The following is a 20,538-nucleotide window of genomic DNA, read 5'->3' as shown; positions in this document are numbered from 1 at the left end:
CGCGCGGGCTCACTCCTACAGTAGATTAGTGAACGACACGGATCCCCTGTAGCAGTGAGCCTGCTCGCGATGGCGTTGTGTCAGGCATTATCAATGTTGAATGTGCCGGCCTCTTCGCGGGCAAGCCCGCTCCCACAGGGATTTGTGGTGTACACGAGATTTGTGCACGACCGAAACTACTGTGGGGGCGGGCTTGCCCGCGAAAGCGTCGGTCCAGTCACTACAAGTCTTGAAGCTTTCCACTGACGAAAAGGCGCCACACCATGTCCCTGCACCTGATCATCGGCGACAAACTGCTTTCCTCCTGGTCTTTGCGCGCCGCCCTGGCGTTGGAACTGACCGGCGCCCCTTACAGCGAAGAACTGATCAAGCTCGGCAAGCCCGACACCCGCGAGCGGCTGCTCAAGCATTCGCCGACCGCCAAGGTGCCGTTGCTGCAAACCTCTCGCGGCACCATCGCCGACTCTCTGGCGATTGCCGAATACCTGGCCGAGCAGTTCCCGGCCGAACAGCTCTGGCCGAGCGATCTATTCGCTCGCGCGCAGGCCCGCTCTGCGTGTGCGCAGATGCACAGTGGCTTTTTCGCCATGCGCAATCACATGCCGTTCAACCTGAGTCACGACGCTCCGCTCAACCCGGTACCGCCGGAGGTGAGGGTCGATATCGAACGCATGCTCGCGTTGTGGGCTGAATGCCGCGCCGCCGCCACGGAGCCCGGGCCGTATCTGTTTGGCCGGGTTAGCCTGGCTGACGCGTTCTTCGCACCGATTGCCGTGCGTCTGCGAACTTACCAGGTGCCGTTACCGGCGGTTGATCAAGCCTATGTTGAAACCGTCTACCAATGGCCCGCCTTCAAGGCATGGCAAAAGGCTGGACTGGAGGAGTTGAATCCGTGAAACGCGTACATGTCGCCGCTGCCGTCATTCGTGACGACAGTGGCAAGATCCTGATCGCCCGCCGTGCTGATACCCAGCATCAGGGAGGTCTGTGGGAATTTCCCGGTGGCAAGGTCGAGGCTGATGAATCCGTCGAAAGCGCCTTGGCGCGCGAGCTGCACGAAGAGCTGAGCATTGTCGTCGGCGCTGCTCGTCCGCTGATCAAGGTCCGCCATGATTACCCGGACAAGCAGGTGTTGCTGGATGTCTGGGAAGTGTCGCAGTTCAGCGGCGAACCGCACGGTGCCGAAGGTCAGCCACTGGCCTGGGTCAGCGCCAAGGATCTGCTGAACTACGAATTCCCGGCCGCCAACCAGCCGATTGTCGCCGCCGCGCGTTTGCCCGGCGAATACTTGATCACTCCGGAAGATCTGGAAGCCCCGGCCTTGCTGCGCGGCATTCAGAAGGCGATTGCCGGCGGGATCAAACTGATCCAGCTGCGCGCACCGAACGGCTATGACCCCAAGTATCGAGACCTGGCGGTGGATGCAGTCGGCCTGTGTGCTGGCAAGGCGCAGTTGATGATCAAGGGGCCGTTCGAATGGCTCGGTGATTTCCCGTCGGCCGGTTGGCACATTACCGCCGCGCAACTGCGCAAATACGCCGAAGCGGGGCGCCCGTTGCCGGCGGAGCGCTGGCTCGCGGCTTCGTGCCATAACGCTGAGGAGCTGGCGCTGGCCGAGCAAATGGGCGTGGATTTCGTCACGCTGTCGCCGGTACAGCCGACCCTGACCCATCCGGATGCGCAGCCGTTGGGCTGGGAGCAAGCGTCGATGTTGATCGAGGGCTTCAGCAAGCCGGTGTTCTTGCTCGGCGGCGTTGGCCCGGCGGAGCGCGAGAAGGCTTGGGGTGTCGGGGCTCAGGGTGTAGCGGGGATTCGCGCATTCTGGCCGGATTCTCTGTAGAGGCTGCTGGCCTCTTCGCGAGCAGGCTCGCTCCCACAGGTTCTATGTCGTTCACATACCTGTGGGAGCGAGCTTGCTCGCGAAGGCGTCCTTACAGGCGCTAGATATCTGAAGGTTTGGCCGCCGGCTGCCACAGAATCTCTGCAATCCCCTGCCGCCGCGCAATCAACCTTGCGGCCACAAACAGCAAATCTGACAACCGATTGATGTACGCCAACCCCACCCCGGTCAACGGCTCAATCGCATTCAAATGCTGACAGCGCCGCTCGGCACTGCGCGCCAGGCTGCGGCATACATGAGCCTGGGCGATCAGCATCGAACCGCCGGGCAGAATGAAATTCTCCAGCGGCCCCAATTCTTCGTTCCACACATCAATCGCTGCTTCCAGGCGTTCGATTTCCGCCGTGTTCAGCGCCTGATAGGCCGGCATCGCCAGCTCACCGCCCAGATCGAACAAACGATGCTGGCAAGGCGCGAGCACCTCGATCAGTTCATTCAGATCGGGGAACGCCTCGCGCTCGGCGATCAGCCCGGCCAGCAGCACACCGACCTGACTGTTCAGTGTGTCGACTTCGCCAATGGCTTCGATGCGCGGGTGATCCTTGGGCACGCGGCGGCCATCGCCCAGGCCGGTTTCGCCTTTGTCGCCGGTGCGGGTGTAGATCTTCGACAAGCGAAAGCCCATGGGTTACCTCGTTAGTTGATTGGTTTCGGCGGCGATGGCTGCCGGTTGTGTCAGCGGCAGACGCAGGGTGAAACAGGTGCCCTGGCCCGGCGCCGATTGCACTTCCATCTGGCCTTTATGGTTGTTGGTAATGATGAAGTACGACACCGACAGCCCCAGCCCCGTGCCCTGGCCGATTTCCTTGGTGGTGAAAAAGGGCTCGAAGGTGCGTTTGCGCACGCTCTCGCTCATGCCGATGCCGTTGTCTTCGACCTGAATCTCGGCCCATGGCGGATTGAGTCGGGTGCGCAGGATGATCCGCCCGGGCTCGCTGTCATCGTCGCGCTGATGAATGGCTTGCGCAGCGTTTTTCAGCAGGTTGAGCAGCACCTGCTCCAGTTCGTTGGCGGTGCCTGGCACCGGGCCGAGCGCCGGGTCGAACTGGCGGATAATCGCCTGACCCTTGAAGTCGAAACCGATCGCCAGATCGAAGTCGTTGCCGGCAATTTCCACCGCTTGATCGATCAACGCGGGCAGATCGCACGGGGCCATTTGCCGGGTGCTGCGCCGACTGAAACTGAGCATGTGGGTGACGATTTTTGCCGCGCGAGCGCCGGCCTGCTGGATGCCGTCGAGCAGTTTCGGCACTTCGCGGCTTTGCAGGTAACGGTTGACCGTGTCCAGTTCGATGCCGAGCTGTTCAGCGGTTTCGAGGTTCTTCGGCAAATCCGCCGACAGCCGCCGGCGAATGTTCTGTACGTTGTGCAGGATCGCGCCGAGCGGATTGTTGATCTCATGGGCCATGCCGGCGGCGAGGCCACCGACCGAAAGCATTTTTTCCGATTGCACCATCATTTCTTCCAGCGACAGGCGCTGGGTGATGTCGTCGATGCGGATCACCACACCGCGCCCGGCACCGCCCATCAGTGGGTAGAAGGTCAGGGCGTAATGCTTGGGCTCGTCGTCCTTGAACCAGGTCACTCGTTCGATCTTCGCCACCGTGTGTTCTTCCACGGTCTGCTTGAGTTGCGGCAGAAACGGCTTGAGCGGTTCGAAGGCGAGGAAGATCGGCTGGTTCAACGCTTCATCCAGGCGCGTGCCGGAGAGGGCGCTGGCCTCCTGGTTCCACTGCGTCACGTAGAGCTGTTCGTCGAGGGCGATCAGCGCCGAGGGCATGGAGTCGATGATGCTGTTGAGGTAGTTCTGGAAGCCGGTGAGCTTCTTCTCGATCTTGCTGCGAACCTGGACTTCCAGTTCCAGCTTGCGGTTGGTGTGACGGGTTTCTTCGGCCAGCCCCTGAGCCTGATCGTAGGCGGCCTGCGAGTCATCGCGGGCGCGCTTGAGCTGCTGCTCGCGGGCTTCGATGCGCGAGAGCATGGTGTTGAACGCCTCGGCGAGGCTGCCGATTTCGTCGTGATTGCCGCGCGAGGCGCGCAGGGCGTAGTTCTCTTCGCGAGTGACCTGGCGCGAGAGCTCCTCCAGCTCATGGATCGGGCGGGTGATCAGGCGTTTGATCTGCCGCGCGATTACCAGCCATAGCAGCACGCTGAAAATCAGGATGCCGAGGCTGGCAGTCAGGGTGCCGGTGTAAAACGCCATCGGCAGTTCACTGCTGGCCACCAGCAGCAGATGACCCGGTGCAGTGCCCGGGCGAGGCAAGGTGATCAATTGGTTGCTGCGAAACTCGGTGAGTTGCCAGGCTTCGATGTGTCGATAGTGTTCCGGCAGATTGAGCTTGTCGCCACGCTGCACCTGAGCGAGACGGTCACCTTTGCCGTCATACAGCGCTGCCGCGCGCAGCGGCGAATAACTGTCGAGTTCCTTGAGCAGGCGTTCGGCGCTTTGTGGCGATTCCAGAGCTTGCGCGACCAGGCTCGGGTTGGAGATCAGCCGGCCGATGGTCTGCAGCGCCTGTGGCGCCATGCTTTCCTGGGAGATGTAATAGGCGGCGCTGATAAAAGTCAGGTTGGCGACCAGCAGAACGGTGGTCAACAACACCAGCAGGGCGGCCAGCAGTTTCTGGCCGACCGGCAGGTTTTCAAGGCGCTGGCGCAATGGCATCAGGTTTATCGCAGCAGAGGAACAAGTGGGCAGCGTAGCCGCTGCTCAGTCGCTGGGCAATCCAAGGCTGCGCAGATGCTCGACCAGTCGCTGCTGCAATTGCTTGAGGTGCGGCAGGTTCAGTTGATGACGGGTGGCGACTTTGCAGGCGTGGCCCAGCAAGTAGCTGATTTCGGTGCGGCGCTGGTTCGCCACGTCCTGATACATCGACGAGTAGTTGGCCGCCGTGGCGTGGATCACTCGTTCGACTTCCTGTTGCAGATTGAGCGCCGCATCCGGTTGACCGCAACGCTCCAGCAACTCGGCCAGTTCCGCGCACAGCGTGGCGACTTCGCATTGATGCTGCTCCAGTCCGCCGTTACGGCAATCGTGAAGCACGGTCAAAGGATTGATCGCACAATTGAGCGCCAGCTTGCGCCACAGCCGGGTGAGGATGTCGGTGCTCCATTCGTGGGGGATGTTCGCCGCTTGCAGGTCGTCCAGCCAGATCGGCGCCACCGGATGACCGGCATCGCCCAGCCAGGTGAAACCGTGCCCGGCAAACACCACGCGCCAGTCGCCGTCGCGGAATGCGCCTTCGGTGCTGGAGGCGCTGATGCAGCGTGCCTGCGGAACCACCGCTGCGACCGCGTCCTGACTGCCGAGGCCGTTCTGCAGCAGGATCAGCTCGGCATCTGCGCTCAGGCGCGGGGCGAGGCGGGCGACCGCGCTTTCGGCGTCATAGGCTTTGCAGGCGACCAGCAAGCGACGGATCGGCTCTGGGTCATCCGCCGTTTGCGCGGGGACGGCGTAGGTGGTGGCTGCGCCGTGCTCGACCAGGGTCAGCCCGCCGGCCGCCTGATAGCTGCGCAAACGCTCGGCATCACGCACGATCAGCCGCACCGGCAGACCCGCGCGGGCCAGACGCGTGGCCCAGAGGGTGCCGAGGCTGCCGGCGCCGAGAACGTGCCAAGGGGTGGACATCAGTTTTTCACTCGGTAAGGTACTGGCATGCAAGGCTCGCCGTGTCGGTGGGAAAAGACCCGTTATAATGAGCCGGATTTTAACCGCAAGCCAAGCGCGCTCCCTCCTGATCGAGCGCGCCTTTTTATTGGAGAGACTACATGCCGTCGTTCGACGTGGTATCCGAACTGGACAAACACGAGCTGACCAACGCGGTCGAGAACGCCGTGAAGGAACTCGATCGTCGTTATGACCTGAAAGGCAAAGGCAGCTTCGAGTTCAAGGAAAAGGACCTGACCGTCAACCTCACCGCTGAAGCCGGGTTCCAGCTGGAAGCGATGATCGAGATCCTCAAGCTGGCCCTGACCAAGCGCAAGATCGATGTGCAGTGCCTTGAAGTCAAAGACGCTTATGCCTCGGGCAAACTGATGAAGCAGGACGCGATCCTCAAGGAAGGCATCGACAAGGAGCTGGCGAAGAAAATCGTCGCTCACATCAAGGACGCCAAGCTCAAGGTGCAGGCCGCCATTCAGGGCGAACAGGTGCGCGTGACCGGCAAGAAACGCGATGACCTGCAGGAAGCCATCGCGGCCCTGCGTGCCAAGGAATTCGGCATGCCGCTGCAGTTCAACAACTTCCGCGACTAAGTCCGGTCAGAAGAATTGTGGGAGCGAGCTTGCTCGCGAAAGCTGTATGTCATTCAGCCATGAGTTGACTGACACATCGCCTTCGCGAGCAAGCTCGCTCCCACATTGTTTTATGTATACCTGGCGGTTTCTGCCGCTGATTTTTTACAGCCCGGGTAGCCGGAAATCAGGAGATGGAAGATGGATTTGAATGCTGAGGTAGACAACCTGGTCAAGGCGTCCCAGGCGTGGATTCCGATGATCATGGAATACGGCAGTCGTGTGCTGCTGGCGGTGATTACCCTGGCGATCGGCTGGTGGCTGATCAACAAGGTCACGCAAAAGCTTGGCGGTCTGCTGGCCCTGCGCAATGCCGACCTGGCGCTGCAAGGCTTTATCAGCAGCCTGGCGAACATCATCCTCAAGGTGTTGCTGATCGTCAGCGTGGCCTCGATGATCGGCGTGGAAACCACCTCGTTCGTGGCCGCGATCGGTGCTGCTGGCCTGGCCATCGGTCTGGCGTTGCAGGGCAGCCTGGCGAATTTCGCCGGCGGCGTGCTGATTCTGCTGTTCCGTCCATTCCGTATCGGTGACTGGATCGAAGCGCAAGGCGTGGCGGGTACTGTCGACAGCATCCAGATTTTCCACACCGTGCTGCGTACCGGTGACAACAAGACCATCATCGTCCCGAACGGCAATCTGTCGAACGGCATCATCACCAACACCAACCGTCAGCCAACCCGTAAAGTGGTGTTCGACGTGGGTGTGGATTACGAAGCGGATCTGCAGAAAGCCCGTCAGGTACTGCTGGATCTGGCCAAGGATGAGCGCGTATTGCAGGACCCTGCGCCACAAGCGGTCATTTCGACGCTGGGTGACAGTTCGATCACTGTTTCCCTGCGTGTATGGGTTAAAACTGCAGACTACTGGGACGTGATGTTCATGTTTAACGAACAGTCGCGTGATCGTTTGAAGACGGCCGGTATTGATATTCCGTTTCCACAGCGGGTGATTCGTGTGGTTCAGGAAACAGCTACACAATGATAGGTTGCTAATTAAATGCCTGACTTGTTGGTCAGGCATTTATGGCAAGTGACAGGCAATAAAAAAGGCCCATCCGAAGATGGGCCTTTTTTTATGCTTCCAAACTAACCACTGATAATTACAGGATGTTCAGTGGGTATTCGGTGATCAGGCGGAACTCTTTAACGTCGCCTTCGCCTTCGTCAGCGTTAGCAACGTGCCAGGCTTGACGGATGCGGAAGGACAGGTCTTTTGCTGGGCCAGACTGAACAACGTACTTGGCTTCGAAGTTGGTTTCGTGGTGTTTACCGTCTTCACCGTACAGGCCGGCGTAAGCGCTACCCGCTGGAGTGTGGGTACCGTCGATATCCCAACCTTTAACGTAACGAACCATGAAGCTCAGGCCAGGAACGCCGTACTCGGCCATTTTCAGGTCGTAACGGGCTTGCAGGGATTTCTCGCCTGCACCGTTGAAGTCGGAGTACTGGATGGAGTTGGCGAGGAAGATCGAGTCGCCACCACGGTTGTTCTTGCCTACGCCGATGTAGTCGAACGGAGTGTCGCCGTTGACCTTCTGGAAGGCCAGGGTGAAGGTGTGTGCCTTCAGGAACGACAGGGCGGTTGCCAGCGAGAAGGCGGTGTTGCTGATGTCGCCCGCTTTGGCGCTGCCGGTGTCGGTGGTGCGGTAGATGTTGAAGTCAGTGTTCAGCGAAGTGTCGCCACCGAATGGGGTGGTGAGGTTCACGTTGGCGTAGTACTGGTTCCAGATGTCTTCCAGCTTGGCGCCGTACAGCGAGGCAGTCAGGTTGTCAGTGATGCCGTATTTGCCACCGAAGTAGTCGATGTTTTTGGCTTCAACACCCGCGTAAGTGGCGTAAAGGCCGCCTTCACGAGCGTTTTTGTCCTGGCTGGTGGCCGAGTAGAAGTGACCGGCTTCGAGGTCAAGGTCTTTGACTTCGCTGCTCTGCAACTGGAAGCCAGTGGCCGTTTGCGGAAGGATACGGGAGCCGCCAACAGCGAATACCGGAGCGGTGCTTGGCTGCATGTCGCCAAATTTCAGCTCGGTTTTGGAGATGCGGAATTTAACGGCTGCGCCGGCTTTGCCTTGGCTGTCGTTAACGTCGTGTGCATAACCGTTGGCTTTGACGGTGTCGCTACGGCTCATGTTACCGGTGCCGGAAGTACCATCACCGCCATCCAGTTTGACCGCCAGGTAACCGAATGCATCGATACCGACGCCTACGGTGCCTTGGGTGTAACCGGAAGTGAAGTTACCGAGAAAGCCCTGAGTCCAGTCTTTCTGGTCGTGGCCGCCGTTCTTGTTGTCGCGGTTGAAGTAGTAGTTCTTCAACGTTTCGGTGAGTTTTGCATCTTCAACGAAACCTTTGGCTTCTGCCTGGTCACTAACAAACGGGGCGGCCGTAGCCAACTGAGTGCTGGCTGCTGCTGCAACTGCCAGTGCGATTGTGCTCCACTTCATCACGCGCATCGTGATTTGCTCCTTTGGTTTTAGAAGAGTACTGCCGTCCCACCTGTTTTATTATCTGGGCGGCTCTTTCTTTTTGTGTCGGCGCAAACTTATATCACGCCGACAATGTTGGCGATACTTGCTCATACAACCTTTCATGATCTTTACGACGACGTCGCAAACAGCTGGGTTGATGTCGCAAATTCACGTTACCCATGCAGCCGGGCTGACAACTTTATCGCTGTTTCTGGGCCTTTTTGCATCGGTAAAAAAGAGTCCCTGGCAAAACACTTGAATCTCCATTGGGGCAACCCTGCCACCGTATTTGTTTGGTCTCAAGCTGCCACTTCCCGTGGTGCGCTATAGACCATGTGTGTCTCAATGCAACAAGCGTGCACAAAGTGCAGGGTTGCCACGTTTATTTTTCTGCACACCCGCCTTTCGCTGTAAAAACCGCATAAAAACGGGGGTTCAAGCCCTTTTGTATCAGGGGCTTGACGCATACCTTTGCATCGTGTTGTCAGGTTCGCGTGGGGCCATGACAACCAAAAACGTTACCGGTTCACCCCGTCAGTGAGTATTTGGCGGATGCCCGACGCACTGAGCGTAGACGCACTGTGCGGTTTTGGTGCAAAAAATTTACAGGCTGTACCGGATTCATACAGCTTGTGACGAGCCTGCTGTCGAATGAACCTGCCCATTTCGGGTGTTTGCCCGTGTCCGGGCACCGTCCTGGCGCTGTAATGGTGCGCGGTCTCTGCAAATGTCCCTTGCCTGGGCTGTGATGGCCTGGGCGGGCACGGCGCTCGTGAAGCCTGATGGATTCGCAGGTATGCTGCCTGCCTGTCGCTTGGTGTGTCGCCTGTCGTTCACGGCCGCTAAGCTGAATTATGTCGATCAGCCGGGAGTGCACGCAGTGTTTGCTTTAGATTCACGACTTCAACAGGACACCCTGACCATCGGCGATTTCCCGCTCTGCCGGCTGCTGCTGTCCAACGATGCCAATTACCCGTGGTTCATCCTGGTGCCTCGTCGCGACGATATCAGCGAGTTGTTTCAGTTGGATGTCGCCGACCAGCAGCAGTTGTGGCAGGAAACCACGGCGCTGGCCGAGCTGCTGAAGGATCTGTTCGACGCCGACAAGTTGAACGTTGCGACGCTGGGCAACGTTGTCAGCCAGTTGCACATGCATGTGATCGTGCGCAAGCGTGATGACGCGGCCTGGCCGGCGCCGGTCTGGGGTAAACACCCGGCCAGACCCTACAGTGCCGAGGAGGTGGCGGGCATTCGTGAGCGGCTGAGTCTGGTGCTGACCGAACACTTCACGTTTCTGGAGGGTTGAACCATGAACCTTGAAGAGCGCGTTACCGATCTGGAAAGCCGCCTGGCGTTTCAGGATGACACCATTCAGGCGTTGAACGATGAGCTGGTGGCGCAGCAGCGCGTGATCGAGCGCCTGCAGTTGCAAATGGCGGCGTTGCTCAAGCGTCAGGAGGAGATGGTCGGGCAGTTCGATTCTTTCGAGGAAGAAGCACCACCGCCGCATTACTGATGCCAACACGTTTGTGCAGGCGTAAAAAAACCGCGAGCAGCCTGGCTGCTCGCGGTTTTTTGTTGCCTCGAATCAGCGACGCGGCAGGGCGGCGATCACGTCCTCGGCTTGCAGGCCTTTGTCCCGGTTCATCACCGAGAACTCCACGCGTTGGCCTTCGACCAGGACGCGGTGGCCTTCGCCACGGATTGCACGAAAGTGCACGAAAATATCATCGCCGGAATCCCGGGAGATGAAGCCGAACCCTTTGGAAGTGTTGAACCACTTGACGGTACCGGTATCGCGGTTGCTCATGTCATAGGTAGTCGGTGCGGCGGCCGGTGAAGACTTGTAGAAGCTGATGGCCAGATGCAGGACCACGGCAACCAAGGCGATTACCAGACTGAACAACACGGCCGGTTGACCGGCGATGACAGGCATTGGTGCGATCAGGGTCAGGGTTTGCAGGACGACAGTCAGCACGAGAAGAGCGCTGACCAGATTTTGCAGATGCTGGCGCGGGCCTTTGTTCCAGTAAGGAATCACTGGAGCGATGACCAGGTTCAGCAGGCCGAAAAAGGCCAGGTAAAGTGCATCGGGTTGTTGCAGGTAAGGAACAGCTTCGGCTTTCAAGCTGGGTATGAACGACAGCAGCAAGGCCGCTGCGCCCATTAGCAGGTGGACGATTTTCAACATTTTGATTGGCTCACGTTATGACGGCTCACAAGGAAGAGCTGAAGGCGCACGGTTCGCTTCGGAAACAATAAAGAGGCGTTGGACACGTGCCCGGCATCAGCCTATGCGCGAGGCCCCGAAAAATGGGGCATAGCGACACACTGCCTATTTAACAGCAAAGCCTGCAGCGACTCAAATCACCCCGGCCAGCGGCACCTGCCCGGTCGATTTGTCGCACAGCGAGCGAAAATTGCCGGCTGCGAGGTCGCGGCTGCCTTGCTAGAGTGGGTCTGCACCTGTTGGATGAATTCAATCGCCTTAGGGGGTAAGCATGGCAATCGATATCGGTATCAGTGAAGAAGACCGCAAGTCCATCGTCGAGGGGCTGTCGCGGTTGTTGTCGGACACCTACGTGCTGTATCTGAAAACTCATAACTTCCACTGGAACGTCACAGGTCCCATGTTCAGGACCCTGCATCTGATGTTCGAAGAGCAATACAACGAGCTGGCGCTGGCGGTGGATCTGATCGCCGAGCGTATCCGCGCCCTGGGTTTTCCGGCGCCGGGTGCCTACGCGACTTACGCGCGACTCTCCTCCATTAAAGAGGAAGTCGGCGTGCCAAGCGCCGAGGACATGATCAAACAGTTGGTCGAGGGCCAAGAGGCTGTGACTCGTACCGCTCGCGGGATCTTCCCGCTGTTGGACAAGGTCAGTGACGAGCCGACAGCCGACCTGCTGACCCAGCGCATGCAGGTGCATGAGAAGACTGCGTGGATGCTGCGCGCGTTGCTCGAGACCTGACAAGCGTTTGCGCGGATGTCCGGGGGGATGTCCGCGTACTGTTTCAAATCTTACTGAACATGTCGGCTTATCCTACGTCGCTGGGCAACTAGTCATCTGGCGCTGACTTTGCGTCTGCGTTTTTATGAAGGCACAGGATGTTGTCTTTATTACAAGCAGCGATGGCAAAGGAGTGTCAGCGATATGGTAGGTGGAGACAGGCGATGCGAGCATGTCGGTTCGCAACGGGAAATGAAGGTCGATCCGTTTGTCAGCGATTTTGATTTTGAGTTGATCCGGCCGCTGGCAAGGTCAGTGCGTTTGAACGGGTTTGCCACTTGCTTGAGGCTCGAGCAGGTTTACTGGAACATTCTTGGTGACATGGCCGGGCACAACGGCTGTTCGGTCAGCACGCTGCTGTCACATGTGGACCGTGAAGTGCACCTGCGCCACGGCGGGGTGAAAAACTTCAGCGGTCTGGTGCGGGTGGTGTGTGTGATGAATGGTCTGCGGGATACCCCGGCGACCGTCATGCCCGGAACGACCAATACTTGAAATGACGTGGCGGGCTGTGCAGTCTTACGGCTGCACAGCCCGCATTTAATGGATATAATCCCGCTCTTTCGCCGCAAAGCCCTGCGCGCGGTGGCAATCTGATCGCCGAGACACCCCCATGCCGATGTACGATTACCAATGTGCTTCCTGTGGTCATCAGTTGGAAGCCATTCAAAAGATCAGCGAGGCACCGCTGGTCGACTGCCCTGCCTGTCAGGCGCCAGAGCTCAAAAAACAGCTGTCCATGCCGGGTTTTCGCCTCAGCGGCAGCGGTTGGTACGAAACCGATTTCAAGACCGGAGCCAAGAAGAATCTGGCCGGTGGCGACAAATCTGACTAGGGTTCAGGCCCATGTCGAACGACACGCGTGAGATTCCGCAGTGCTTGAGTGCGACGGTATCTCCACCGAATTTCGAATTACGAGAAGCGAAACCACTACCATGATGCGCAGCCATTATTGCGGCCAACTGAACGAAAGCCTGGAAGGCCAGGAAATTACCCTTTGCGGATGGGTTCACCGTCGTCGCGACCACGGCGGGGTGATTTTCCTCGATATCCGTGATCGTGATGGTCTGGCTCAGGTGGTGTTCGATCCGGATCGCGCCGAAAGCTTCGCCGCCGCCGATCGCGTGCGCAGCGAGTACGTGGTGAAAATCACCGGCAAGGTGCGTCTGCGTCCGGCCGGTGCAACCAATGCCAACATGGCGTCGGGCATGATCGAAGTGCTGGGCTACGAGCTGGAAGTGCTGAACGAAGCGGAAACCCCGCCGTTCCCGCTCAACGAATACTCCGACGTCGGCGAAGAAACCCGCCTGCGCTACCGCTTCCTCGATCTGCGTCGTCCGGAAATGGCCGAGAAGCTGCGTCTGCGTTCGCGCATGACCACCAGTATCCGTCGCTTCCTCGACGAGAACGGCTTCCTTGACGTGGAAACGCCGATCCTGACCCGCGCGACCCCGGAAGGTGCTCGCGACTACCTGGTGCCGAGCCGTACTCACGCCGGTTCCTTCTTCGCCTTGCCGCAATCGCCTCAGCTGTTCAAGCAACTGCTGATGGTTGCCGGTTTCGACCGCTACTACCAGATCGCCAAGTGCTTCCGTGACGAAGACCTGCGTGCCGACCGTCAGCCTGAGTTCACTCAGATCGACATCGAGACCAGCTTCCTCGACGAAAAAGACATCATGGGCCTGACCGAAGGCATGATCCGCAACCTGTTCAAGGAAGTGCTGGATCTGGAATTCGGCGAATTCCCGCACATGACCTTTGAAGAAGCCATGCGTCGTTACGGTTCCGACAAGCCAGACCTGCGTAACCCGCTGGAACTGGTCGACGTTGCCGATCAACTCAAAGAAGTCGAATTCAAGGTGTTCAGCGGCCCGGCCAACGATCCGAAATGCCGTATCGCTGCACTGCGCGTTCCAGGCGGAGCGAGCATGCCGCGCAAGCAGATCGACGACTACACCAAGTTCGTCGGCATCTACGGTGCCAAGGGCCTGGCGTACATCAAGGTCAACGAGCGCGCTGCCGGTGTTGACGGTCTGCAATCGCCGATCGTGAAAAACATCCCTGAAGCCAACCTGAACGTGATCCTTGATCGCGTTGGTGCAGTTGACGGCGACATCGTGTTCTTCGGCGCCGACAAGGCCAAGATCGTCAGCGAAGCCCTCGGCGCGCTGCGTATCAAGCTGGGCCACGACCTCGACCTGCTGACCTGCAAGTGGGCGCCAATGTGGGTCGTCGACTTCCCGATGTTCGAAGAAAACGACGACGGCAGCTTCTCGGCACTGCACCACCCGTTCACCGCGCCGAAGTGCTCGCCTGAAGAGCTGGAAGCCAACCCGGCCGGCGCTCTGTCCCGTGCCTACGACATGGTACTGAACGGCACCGAGCTGGGCGGCGGTTCGATCCGTATCCACCGCAAGGAAATGCAGCAAGCGGTGTTCCGCCTGCTGGGCATCAACGAAGCGGAACAGGAAGAGAAGTTCGGCTTCCTGCTCGACGCGCTGAAGTACGGTGCGCCGCCGCACGGTGGTCTGGCCTTCGGTCTGGACCGTCTGGTGATGCTGATGACCGGCGCCCAGTCGATCCGTGAAGTGATTGCTTTCCCGAAAACCCAGAGTGCTGCGGACGTCATGACGCAAGCGCCGGGTGTGGTGGATGCCAAGGCGCTGCGCGAGCTGCACATTCGTTTGCGCGAAACGCCAAAGGCTGAGTAAGACGGGCCTGAAGGCGCATCTTCGGATGCGCCTTTTTTCTTTCTATAGAGAGCAGGTCGAGATTTTTTGTTGGCTGGCCACTGCGTGAGCAGGGCGGGCAACGTTTCAAGAGAATTCGGAGCGAGTTATGGCAGGTCATTCCAAGTGGGCGAACATCAAGCACCGCAAAGAACGTCAGGATGCCAAGAGAGGCAAGATCTTCACCAAGTGGATCCGTGAACTGACCGTTGCGGCCCGTCAGGGCGGCGGCGATCCGGGTTCCAACCCGCGTCTGCGCCTGGCCCTGGACAAGGCCCTCGGTGCGAACATGAGCCGCGACATCATCGACCGCGCCGTGGCACGTGGCGCCGGTGCGACGGAAGCGGATAACGTTGAAGAGCTGACCTATGAAGGTTACGGCCCGGGCGGCGTGGCGGTGATGGTCGAATGCATGACCGACAACCGCAACCGTACCGCTGCAGCTGTCCGCCATGCATTCAGCAAATGTGGCGGCAACCTCGGCACCGACGGTTCGGTGGCTTACCTGTTCGAGCGCAAGGGGCAGATCAGCTTCGCCCCGGGCGTCGATGAAGACGCCCTGACCGAAGCGGCGCTGGAGGCCGATGCCGACGACGTGGTCAGCCATGAAGACGGCTCGATCGACGTGTTCACCTCGTTCACCAGCTTCTATGCCGTGCGCAACGCGCTGGAAGCGGCGGGGTTCAAGGGCGACGACGCGGAAATCGTCATGCAGCCGACCACCAGCGCCGAACTGGATCTGGAAGGCGCGGAGAAGGTGCTCAAGCTGATCGACATGCTTGAGGATCTGGATGACGTGCAGAACGTCTATTCCAACGCGGACATTCCGGAAGACGTGGCCGCTCAGCTCGGCTGATGCAAAATACAAAGGTCGCAGTTTTTGATGGCTCTACAATTCACCTGTAGGAGCTGCCGAAGGCTGCGATNAAAGATCGCAGCCTTCGGCAGCTCCTACATGTACCCTCAGCTTTCGCATCAATTTCTGCAGGCGTTATGACATTAATTCTGGGTATCGACCCCGGCTCGCGCATCACCGGTTACGGGATTGTTCGCGATACCGGACGTGGCGGCTGCATCTATGTGGCCTCGGGCTGCATCCGTACCGGCGCTGGCGAGCTGCATGAGCGGCTGCAGATCGTTTATCGCGGTGTGCGTGAAATCATTCAGACCTATGGCCCGGTGACCATGGGCATCGAAAAAGTGTTCATGGCGAAAAACGCCGATTCCGCCCTCAAACTCGGGCAGGCCCGCGGCGCCGCCATTGTGGCTGGCGCCGAGGAGAGCCTGGAGATTGCCGAGTACACCGCGACTCAGGTCAAGCAAGCCGTGGTCGGCACCGGCGCGGCCAATAAAGAACAGGTGCAGATGATGGTCATGCACATGCTCAAGCTGACCAGCAAGCCGCAGATCGATGCCTCGGATGCCCTGGCCATTGCCATCTGTCACGCGCATACCCGTTCCAGCCTGCTGCCGCATGGTTTGGGAACCGCACGCAGTCGTGGCGGGCGCCTGCGTCTCTGATAGCATCAGCAATCATTTTTGCGGAATGCGGATTTCGCGCCTGGGTCGTCGGCCCGATTCCCGCCTTCCATCTGTCGCCAGCCCACGGCTGGCCAACGCTCAAGGATCTGAAACGTGATTGGACGCTTGCGCGGCACCCTGGCTGAGAAACAGCCGCCGCACCTGATTCTGGATGTAAACGGCCTCGGGTATGAGCTGGAAGTGCCCATGACCACCCTTTATCGTCTGCCGTCGGTCGGTGAACCGCTGACGCTGCACACCCATTTGGTCGTACGCGAAGACGCGCAGTTACTCTATGGTTTCGCTGGCAAGCGTGAGCGAGACTTTTTTCGTGAGTTGATCCGTCTCAATGGTGTCGGGCCGAAACTGGCCCTGGCGCTGATGTCGAGTCTGGAGGTCGATGAGCTGATCCGCTGCGTGCAATCGCAGGACACCTCGGCGTTGACCAAGGTCCCGGGTGTCGGCAAGAAAACCGCTGAGCGCCTGTTGGTCGAACTCAAGGATCGCTTCAAGGCCTGGGAAACCTCGCCAGCCATGTTCGCTCTGGTGCCGAACCAGCCGGACGGCCCGGCACCGGTCAACACTGCCGAGAACGATGCCGTCAGTGCGCTGATTTCCCTGGGTTACAAGCCGCAGGAAGCGAGCAAGGCGATTACCGCCATCAAGGACAAGAATTTGAGCAGTGAAGACCTGATCCGCCGCGCCCTGAAGGGAATGATTTAAGTGATTGAAGCTGATCGTCTGATCGCCGCCGCGCACAGTCCGCGCGAGCGCGAAGAAGTCCAGGATCGGGCCATTCGCCCGGTCAGTCTGGCCGACTATATTGGCCAGCCGACCGTGCGCGAGCAGATGGAACTGTTCATCCAGGCGGCGCGTGGCCGTAGTGAATCCCTCGACCACACGCTGATCTTCGGCCCGCCGGGTCTGGGCAAAACCACGCTGGCCAACATCATCGCCGAGGAAATGGGCGTGTCGATCAAGAGCACGTCCGGTCCGGTACTTGAACGTCCGGGCGATCTGGCGGCTCTGCTGACCAACCTTGAGCCGCACGACGTGTTGTTCATCGACGAAATCCATCGTCTGTCACCCATCGTTGAAGAAGTGCTGTACCCGGCGATGGAGGACTTCCAGCTCGACATCATGATCGGTGAAGGGCCGGCGGCACGCTCGATCAAGCTGGATCTGCCACCGTTCACTCTCGTGGGCGCCACAACCCGTGCCGGCATGCTGACCAATCCGTTGCGTGACCGCTTCGGTATCGTCCAGCGTCTTGAGTTCTACAGCACGGCGGATCTGGCGACGATTGTCAGTCGTTCGGCGTCTATTCTCGGACTGCCACTGGATCCGGAGGGTTCTTTCGAAATCGCTCGTCGTGCCCGTGGTACGCCGCGAATCGCCAATCGTCTACTGCGTCGGGTGCGCGATTTTGCTGAAGTGCGCGCCAAGGGCCATATCACCAAGTCGGTGGCCGATCTGGCGTTGAACCTGCTGGACGTCGACGAACACGGCTTCGATCACCAGGACCGGCGCTTGCTGCTGACCATGATCGAGAAGTTCGATGGCGGCCCGGTGGGCATCGACAGCCTCGCGGCGGCGATCAGCGAAGAGCGCCACACCATCGAAGATGTGCTGGAGCCGTACCTGATTCAACAGGGCTACATCATGCGTACGCCACGGGGCAGGGTGGTGACACGGCATGCGTACCTGCATTTCGGTTTAAACATTCCGTCACGAATGGGTGAAATGCCCGTGGCAGACGAGTTTCTCGATGCCGTGGACGATTGATACACATTTTTTGGCGATTTATTCAGCGTTTGTACTGTCACAGGACGGTACTTTTGCGGTAAAGCCTTAAACACTGAAAAAACAGTTGCCTGGCCGGATTGGCAACCCGAGGAGTAAGCACTAGAGTATGCGCGCGCAAAACGGGCTTGAGCCGTTCGCACATCGTTGTCGCGTTTATTACGAGGACACCGATGCGGGCGGCATCGTGTATTACGTTAATTACCTCAAGTTTATGGAACGGGCTCGAACCGAGCGGCTCCGGACGCTGGGCTTTGCCCAGTCGGAACTGGCCGGGGAGGACCTGTTGTTTGTCGTGCATTCCAGCGAAGCGCGTTACCACGCGCCGGCGCGACTGGACGACGAACTGCTGGTAAGCGCTGATGTAATCGAATTGAACCGTGCCAGCCTGCGCTTCAAACAGCAGGTCAGGCGGGCCACGGATAATGTGCTGCTCTGTGAAGGGCAGTTTCTGGTGGCCTGCGTGCGCACCGACAGTTTGAAACCCCGGGCCATGCCCGAATCCTTGCGTGCGGCCTTTGCCGACGCGGGCGGCACGGGTACACACTCAAAGCAGGAGATAAAGCGTGGAAGCTAACGTCGTCGACCATTCCTCCATGTGGAGCCTGGTCAGCAATGCCAGCATCGTGGTGCAGTTGGTAATGTTGACCCTGGTGGCCGCATCGGTGACCTCATGGATCATGATCTTTCAGCGCAGCAATCTGCTGCGCGCCGGTCGACGCGCCCTGGAGAGCTTTGAAGAGCGCTTCTGGTCGGGTATCGACCTGTCCAAGCTGTACCGTCAGGCCGGCAGCAACCCGGATCCGGATTCCGGCGTGGAGCAGATCTTCCGTGCCGGCTTCAAGGAATTCTCCCGTCTGCGTCAGCAGCCAGGTGTTGACCCGGAAGCGGTGATGGAAGGTGTGGCGCGGGCCATGCGCGTTGCCATCTCCCGCGAGGAAGAGAAGCTGGAGCAGAGCCTGCCGTTTCTCGCCACCGTGGGTTCGGTCAGCCCGTACATCGGTCTGTTCGGTACCGTGTGGGGCATCATGAACTCCTTCCGTGGTCTGGCCAGCGCCCAGCAGGCGACCCTGGCCACCGTGGCCCCGGGTATCGCCGAAGCCCTGATCGCCACCGCGATCGGCCTGTTCGCCGCGATCCCGGCCGTTATCGCTTACAACCGTTTCTCTGCCCGCAGCGAAACCTTGCTGAGCCGCTACTACACCTTCGCCGATGAGTTCCAGGCGATCCTGCACCGCAAAGTGCACACCAGCGAAGAATAAGCAGGTATTTCCCGATGGCTTTAATCGCTCGAGCCCGAAACAAGCGCAAGCCGGTCGCCGAGATGAACGTGGTGCCATACATCGACGTGATGCTGGTGCTGCTGGTTATCTTCATGGTGACCGCGCCGATGCTCAATCAGGGCGTGAAAGTGGATCTGCCCAAGGTTTCCAGCGAAGCCTTGCCGCAGGACAACAACACTCAGGTGCTGACCATTTCGATCAAGGCTGACAAGACCTACTACTGGAACCTTGGCAGCGAAGTCGATACTGAAAAGCAGCAGGACAGGGCAATGACGCTGCCACAGATGACTGACGCAGTGACCAAGATCATTCGCGCCGGCACCGAAGGCGGCAAGCGTACCCAGGTCTTTATCCGTGGCGACAAGTCGGTCGACTACGGCGCCGTCATGGGTGCCATGGGCGGGTTGCAGAAAGCCGGGGTCGGTAATGTTGGTTTGATTACCGAGGCCCCCTGATGCAGCAACAGCGAGAGCCGTCCGCCTCGGAAAGCTACTTCTGGCCCAGTGTTCTGGCGATTGTCCTGCACGTGCTGGTGTTCGGCATGCTGTTCGTCAGTTTCGCCTTCACACCCGAGTTGCCGCCGGCCAAGCCGATTGTCCAGGCGACCCTGTACCAGCTGAAATCGAAAAGTCAGGCAACCACCCAGACCAATCAGAAGATTGCGGGTGAGGCGAAGAAATCCGCCGCGCGCCAGACCGAAGTCGAGCAGATGGAACAGAAAAAGGTCGAGCAGGAAGCGGTGAAGGCTGCGGAACAAAAGAAAGAAGAAGCGGCTCAAAAGGCCGAGGAAGCCAAGAAGGCCGACGAGGCGAAGAAAGCGGACGAGGCGAAAAAGGCTGATGAAGCCAAGAAAGCCGACGATGCGAAAAAAGCCGAGGCCAAGAAGGCAGAAGAGAAACAATTGGCTGATATAGCCAAGAAGAAAGCCGAAGAAGAAGCCAAGAAGGCGGCTGAAGAAGAGGCCAAGAAAGCGGCCGCTGAAGAAGCCAAGAAGAAGATCGTCGAAGACGCGAAGAAGAAAGCCGCCGAAGACGCCAAGAAAAAAGCTGAAGCTGAAGAGGCGAAGAAGAAAGTCGCCGACGAAGCGAAGAAGAAAGCTGCTGCCGATGCTGCGAAGAAAAAATCGCAGGAAGCGGCACGTAAATCCGCCGAAGAGAAAAAGGCTCAGGCCCTGGCAGATTTGCTTTCCGATACGCCACAGCGTCAGCAGGCCTTGGCCGATGAGCAGGGTGACGAAGTCGCGGGCAGTTTCGATGACCTGATTCGTGCGCGGGCAGCGGAAGGCTGGGCTCGTCCTCCTTCGGCACGCAAAGGCATGACGGTCGTGCTGCAAATCGGCATGTTGCCGGACGGTACGGTGACTTCGGTCAGCGTGGCCAAATCCAGTGGCGACGGTCCGTTCGATGCTTCGGCGGTCGCGGCGGTCAAAAATATTGGACGTTTGACGGAAATGCAGGGAATGAAGCCGAGCGATTTCGCTCCGTATCGTTCATTCAAGATGACATTCACACCTGAGGATCTAGCCTTGTGA

At 59.1% G+C, this 20,538-nt stretch carries 23 protein-coding genes; 18 read left to right on the top strand and 5 right to left on the bottom strand.

Annotated features, from left to right (window positions below; all coding sequences use genetic code 11):
• The first annotated feature begins 263 nt into the window (after nt 1–263).
• Together ACTJKS_RS13800 and ACTJKS_RS13795 are read left to right on the top strand one after the other, a co-directional pair.
• Complete coding sequence (locus ACTJKS_RS13800; RefSeq protein WP_041068527.1) at nt 264–896, top strand: glutathione S-transferase family protein; 633 nt, start codon at nt 264–266, stop codon at nt 894–896.
• Nucleotides 893–1,840: a Nudix family hydrolase gene (locus ACTJKS_RS13795; protein WP_108183614.1), complete on the top strand. Its 948-nt coding sequence runs from the start codon at nt 893–895 to the stop codon at nt 1,838–1,840. Before ACTJKS_RS13800 ends, ACTJKS_RS13795 begins: the two co-directional genes overlap by 4 nt.
• A 100-nt stretch (nt 1,841–1,940) precedes the next feature.
• Here ACTJKS_RS13795 and ACTJKS_RS13790 read toward each other — a convergent pair whose 3' ends face one another.
• Genes ACTJKS_RS13790 through ACTJKS_RS13780 form a run of 3 tightly spaced genes read right to left on the bottom strand, consistent with a single transcriptional unit; the run spans nt 1,941 to nt 5,528 of the window.
• Nucleotides 1,941–2,525: a cob(I)yrinic acid a,c-diamide adenosyltransferase gene (locus tag ACTJKS_RS13790; RefSeq protein WP_041068531.1), complete on the bottom strand. Its 585-nt coding sequence runs from the start codon at nt 2,523–2,525 to the stop codon at nt 1,941–1,943.
• Between the two features lie 3 nt (nt 2,526–2,528).
• Nucleotides 2,529–4,565 (bottom strand): sensor histidine kinase, encoded by a 2,037-nt coding sequence (locus tag ACTJKS_RS13785; protein WP_041068533.1) that lies wholly within the window; start codon nt 4,563–4,565, stop codon nt 2,529–2,531.
• Nucleotides 4,566–4,610: 45 nt separating this feature from the next.
• Complete coding sequence (locus ACTJKS_RS13780) at nt 4,611–5,528, bottom strand: putative 2-dehydropantoate 2-reductase (RefSeq protein ID WP_198758887.1); 918 nt, start codon at nt 5,526–5,528, stop codon at nt 4,611–4,613.
• A gap of 140 nt (nt 5,529–5,668) precedes the next feature.
• On the opposite strand from ACTJKS_RS13780, the gene ACTJKS_RS13775 reads away from it, so the two are divergent.
• Nucleotides 5,669–6,154: a YajQ family cyclic di-GMP-binding protein gene (locus ACTJKS_RS13775; protein WP_003227548.1), complete on the top strand. Its 486-nt coding sequence runs from the start codon at nt 5,669–5,671 to the stop codon at nt 6,152–6,154.
• A gap of 180 nt (nt 6,155–6,334) precedes the next feature.
• A complete protein-coding gene (locus tag ACTJKS_RS13770) occupies nt 6,335–7,177 on the top strand; it encodes a mechanosensitive ion channel family protein (protein ID WP_041068538.1) in 843 nt (280 codons plus the stop codon).
• A gap of 118 nt (nt 7,178–7,295) precedes the next feature.
• On the opposite strand, the gene ACTJKS_RS13765 is transcribed toward ACTJKS_RS13770, so the two are convergent.
• The gene (locus tag ACTJKS_RS13765) at nt 7,296–8,645 is read right to left on the bottom strand and encodes an OprD family porin (protein ID WP_041068541.1); all 1,350 of its coding nucleotides are present in this window, start codon (nt 8,643–8,645) and stop codon (nt 7,296–7,298) included.
• 895 nt (nt 8,646–9,540) lie between these two features.
• Here ACTJKS_RS13765 and ACTJKS_RS13760 point away from each other — a divergent pair.
• Together ACTJKS_RS13760 and ACTJKS_RS13755 are read left to right on the top strand one after the other, a co-directional pair.
• Complete coding sequence (locus tag ACTJKS_RS13760; RefSeq protein ID WP_041068712.1) at nt 9,541–9,966, top strand: HIT family protein; 426 nt, start codon at nt 9,541–9,543, stop codon at nt 9,964–9,966.
• Nucleotides 9,967–9,969: 3 nt separating this feature from the next.
• On the top strand, nt 9,970–10,176 hold the full coding sequence (locus ACTJKS_RS13755; RefSeq protein ID WP_007962092.1) for a SlyX family protein: 207 nt from the start codon (nt 9,970–9,972) through the stop codon (nt 10,174–10,176).
• Nucleotides 10,177–10,248: 72 nt separating this feature from the next.
• Here the strand turns inward: ACTJKS_RS13755 and ACTJKS_RS13750 are convergent, their stop codons facing one another.
• On the bottom strand, nt 10,249–10,851 hold the full coding sequence (locus ACTJKS_RS13750) for a cold-shock protein (protein ID WP_041068544.1): 603 nt from the start codon (nt 10,849–10,851) through the stop codon (nt 10,249–10,251).
• Between the two features lie 310 nt (nt 10,852–11,161).
• Here ACTJKS_RS13750 and ACTJKS_RS13745 point away from each other — a divergent pair, with 310 nt between their 5' ends.
• The 12 genes from ACTJKS_RS13745 (at nt 11,162) to tolA (ending at nt 20,538) form a co-directional block, all read left to right on the top strand.
• Nucleotides 11,162–11,632: a Dps family protein gene (locus tag ACTJKS_RS13745; RefSeq protein ID WP_003227537.1), complete on the top strand. Its 471-nt coding sequence runs from the start codon at nt 11,162–11,164 to the stop codon at nt 11,630–11,632.
• Nucleotides 11,633–11,815: 183 nt separating this feature from the next.
• Complete coding sequence (locus tag ACTJKS_RS13740; protein ID WP_041068547.1) at nt 11,816–12,166, top strand: ribbon-helix-helix domain-containing protein; 351 nt, start codon at nt 11,816–11,818, stop codon at nt 12,164–12,166.
• Nucleotides 12,167–12,284: 118 nt separating this feature from the next.
• Nucleotides 12,285–12,506, top strand: a complete 222-nt coding sequence (locus ACTJKS_RS13735) for an FmdB family zinc ribbon protein (protein WP_003227532.1) — start codon at nt 12,285–12,287, stop codon at nt 12,504–12,506.
• Nucleotides 12,507–12,606: 100 nt separating this feature from the next.
• Nucleotides 12,607–14,382: an aspartate--tRNA ligase gene (gene aspS, locus ACTJKS_RS13730; protein WP_095668473.1), complete on the top strand. Its 1,776-nt coding sequence runs from the start codon at nt 12,607–12,609 to the stop codon at nt 14,380–14,382.
• 127 nt (nt 14,383–14,509) lie between these two features.
• Nucleotides 14,510–15,256 (top strand): YebC/PmpR family DNA-binding transcriptional regulator, encoded by a 747-nt coding sequence (locus ACTJKS_RS13725; RefSeq protein WP_003227527.1) that lies wholly within the window; start codon nt 14,510–14,512, stop codon nt 15,254–15,256.
• Between the two features lie 137 nt (nt 15,257–15,393).
• Entirely contained in the window at nt 15,394–15,921 is a 528-nt protein-coding gene (gene ruvC, locus ACTJKS_RS13720; RefSeq protein WP_007951206.1) for a crossover junction endodeoxyribonuclease RuvC, read from the top strand.
• Nucleotides 15,922–16,035: 114 nt separating this feature from the next.
• The gene (ruvA, locus tag ACTJKS_RS13715; protein ID WP_003227522.1) at nt 16,036–16,644 is read left to right on the top strand and encodes a Holliday junction branch migration protein RuvA; all 609 of its coding nucleotides are present in this window, start codon (nt 16,036–16,038) and stop codon (nt 16,642–16,644) included.
• Entirely contained in the window at nt 16,645–17,706 is a 1,062-nt protein-coding gene (gene ruvB, locus ACTJKS_RS13710) for a Holliday junction branch migration DNA helicase RuvB (RefSeq protein ID WP_041068559.1), read from the top strand. It begins immediately after the preceding gene.
• Nucleotides 17,707–17,833: 127 nt separating this feature from the next.
• A complete protein-coding gene (ybgC, locus tag ACTJKS_RS13705) occupies nt 17,834–18,301 on the top strand; it encodes a tol-pal system-associated acyl-CoA thioesterase (RefSeq protein WP_027612533.1) in 468 nt (155 codons plus the stop codon).
• The gene (tolQ, locus tag ACTJKS_RS13700) at nt 18,291–18,986 is read left to right on the top strand and encodes a protein TolQ (RefSeq protein WP_007912733.1); all 696 of its coding nucleotides are present in this window, start codon (nt 18,291–18,293) and stop codon (nt 18,984–18,986) included. Before ybgC ends, tolQ begins: the two co-directional genes overlap by 11 nt.
• A 23-nt stretch (nt 18,987–19,009) precedes the next feature.
• Nucleotides 19,010–19,462, top strand: a complete 453-nt coding sequence (gene tolR, locus ACTJKS_RS13695; RefSeq protein WP_161794900.1) for a protein TolR — start codon at nt 19,010–19,012, stop codon at nt 19,460–19,462.
• Complete coding sequence (tolA, locus tag ACTJKS_RS13690; protein ID WP_041068568.1) at nt 19,462–20,538, top strand: cell envelope integrity protein TolA; 1,077 nt, start codon at nt 19,462–19,464, stop codon at nt 20,536–20,538. Before tolR ends, tolA begins: the two co-directional genes overlap by 1 nt.

It is taken from the genome of Pseudomonas sp. 22189 (assembly GCF_052045635.1).
Lineage (GTDB): Bacteria > Pseudomonadota > Gammaproteobacteria > Pseudomonadales > Pseudomonadaceae > Aquipseudomonas > Aquipseudomonas parakoreensis.
This window is presented reverse-complemented; position numbering and strand designations above follow the sequence as displayed.